Origin of the sequence: Undibacterium sp. RTI2.2 (assembly GCF_035018705.1) — a bacterium.
GTDB lineage: Bacteria > Pseudomonadota > Gammaproteobacteria > Burkholderiales > Burkholderiaceae_D > Undibacterium.
The window spans coordinates 1-2,558 of record NZ_JASJXN010000104.1 but is presented as its reverse complement, the minus strand read 5'-3'; the positions used below and the strand labels follow the sequence as shown (position 1 = coordinate 2,558).

The window sequence follows — 2,558 nt, the reverse complement described above, 5'->3', positions numbered from 1 at the left end:
CGCTCCTTTCTCATCTATTTTGCGCTTCTCGCAATAAAATTACTCTCCGGTGTTTCGTTTTGCAAGAACCTCACTTAATAAGTCATTGATTTGTTCAGTTATTTAATGGTGGGACGGCGTCACTCACATTCATGGTTAGAGTGCCTATGGCTATTGTTAGTAGCTTGGATTGAGTTTTTAGTTGCCCCCAAAGTTGCCCCCAATTTAATTCGTCTTAATTTATCTTAGCAGACTGTTGCAAAATACCTAATAAATCTTAGGTGACGTCTGTTTAAGACTGTGCCGTTATGTTTCACAGATCGCTGTTTATCTTCTTTGTTTGTTTATATACTGAATTGACATTGACATTGACATTGACATTGACATTGACATTGACATTGACATTGACATTGACATTAGCTCACTTTGCATTTAAAAATCAGGTCGAGATCCTTTTGAATGGGATTGTGAGCCTATCGGCGTGTTCTGCAACCATTTTTTATTGGACGATCACAATTGTTATTCCTTTGCAGTTAACTGCGCGCAGCGGGTTGATCGACAAACTTTACTCTAATTCATTTACCTAGAATGTGTTGAAATTAGGTAGGGTACAGGAATAATCGAAATGTCAGTCCAGCCGTTTTGCTATCCTAGTCTTGTATATTGAACGAAAAGACAGTTCGCGGCACATAGCTTACCGGTTGATATATTGCTGATTTACGGTTTATGGCTTATACATGTATCAAAGTTAAAGCATTGGAGATGAAATTGTCTAAATCGTGTTTGTTGCTAGTATTAATTGTGTCTATTCCGCTTGTTTCGAAGGGGCAGTCCAACTCGTCTGAATCAAATAAAGAAAATCTACCGATAGCAGACTGGAATGCAGACGTAAATTTTAAGAATTTACGCACAGAATATGGCGCCATGAGCCGATTTGAAGAATTGTGCGACGACCATCAAGTGACTCAAAAGATGGTCGTTGCAATGAATACCAAGAATGATGATGATATTCTAAAATACACACACATTAGGCTCGGCACTTGTCCTGTAGATATTGGTGCTCATCTTTATTTGGCGACAGCTCTGCAAAGAAAGGGGCAGTCGGCTGAAATGGCAGCCCATTTTCGATGGGCGACGGGCTTGATGAAATCGATACTGGATACTGGAGATGGCAAATCGTCGAGGACAGCATATGAAGTGATCTCGATCGCAGAAGAAAAACAGGTAGTTAGTTATTTTCGTTTAAGAATTGCCAGTCAGTCACTTGAAACCTCGCCGTACCGCGACAGAATCGAGTCTGTTGATCAGACTGGAGCCAAACAAATTATCTACTTCAATCCAGATGCCTATTTTAAGCGTCTTCAAAAAAAGTTGAATATTAAGGTTGATTTAGATGGTGTTCCGGAAAATAAATAGCCGCTTCATTAATGCCGTATTTGAATAGTAAAAAACGGTACATAGCGGCAATTGCAACTAGGTTTCAGAGTCGGCTTTCAACGCTATGCCGACACTAATAGTAAGCATATGAACTTCAGAAGAAAAATTCAGAAAATTGTTGGCAGTACTTACCGCTATGCTCTGTTCTATAACTTCTCAGGTGGTCTACGTTTCGAATTATCGTAGGGGGACTGTTATGTTTATTGTCATCATTATTGGATGATTGAGGCTTAAGTCGTATTCCTAACTGTTTTTTGAGTTCAGACGATGTCAATGATTCGAAGACTAAGATGGGCTTTAATTTTTATAGAACGACCCTTCCCTTAAAGATCTGCTCAGCCGTTGAGTAAACTATATCGCTAACCATACTCTAAGGGCAGGCAATAATACCAAAGATATCAACAAGGGAAATTGATAGCAAATGCCAGAATTTTTTAATAACCATTCGAATGTCCAATGCAAGGTCGTTATTCAAAAATCAGCTTTAAATTTCAGTTGATGCCTTGTTCAAGCAGAGCGATTTGTTTCGGCAGGCAATGACGCTTCAGATCAAATTTGTCTAGGATTGTTTGGCGCGCAGCGAGTCTAATCTGAGCCTGACTTTCTCTTGCGCTGCAGATGGATGCGACTATACGAACCAAAGCATCCGTATCAAAGAAGTCCACCAAGTAACCATTCTCTTGATCCAGGATGACCTCTTCAACTGGTGCCGTACGTGAGCCCACCACCACACAGCCAGCCGCCATCGCCTCTAGCATTGACCATGACAATATAAATGGATACGTCAGATAAATATGGGCAGATGAAATTTGCAGCATTTTAAGGAAATTTGTGTAGGGTATTTTTCCTAAAAAATGAACGCGTTTTAAGTCTAGTTGCGATCCAACTTCCTCCAACAGTGCTTGACGCCATGTCATATTGAGTAGGCCTTGACCGTAAGAGACACTATCTCCCCCAAGAATAAGCACTTCCGCATGAGGTCTGGCACGCAGTAAATCTGGCAAAGAACGCATAAAACTCATAAAACCACGACAAGGTTCCAAATTGCGATTAACGAAAGTAATGTGTCAAACAGCGTTCAATATTTACCACCTGTCAGCGTCCAAATTTTTCCATTTTATCGGCTTGTTCAGAACGATTTT

At 40.3% G+C, this 2,558-nt stretch carries 2 protein-coding genes; one reads left to right on the top strand and one right to left on the bottom strand.

Translation table 11 applies throughout. From position 1 onward, the window contains the following. Positions 1-741: 741 nt before the first annotated feature. The gene (locus tag QN395_RS21215; RefSeq protein ID WP_322121801.1) at positions 742-1,395 is read left to right on the top strand and encodes a DUF4919 domain-containing protein; all 654 of its coding nucleotides are present in this window, start codon (positions 742-744) and stop codon (positions 1,393-1,395) included. 512 nt (positions 1,396-1,907) lie between these two features. On the opposite strand, the gene QN395_RS21210 is transcribed toward QN395_RS21215, so the two are convergent. Then, on the bottom strand, positions 1,908-2,429 hold the full coding sequence (locus tag QN395_RS21210) for a glycosyltransferase (protein WP_416352075.1): 522 nt from the start codon (positions 2,427-2,429) through the stop codon (positions 1,908-1,910). Between the last annotated feature and the right edge of the window lie 129 nt (positions 2,430-2,558).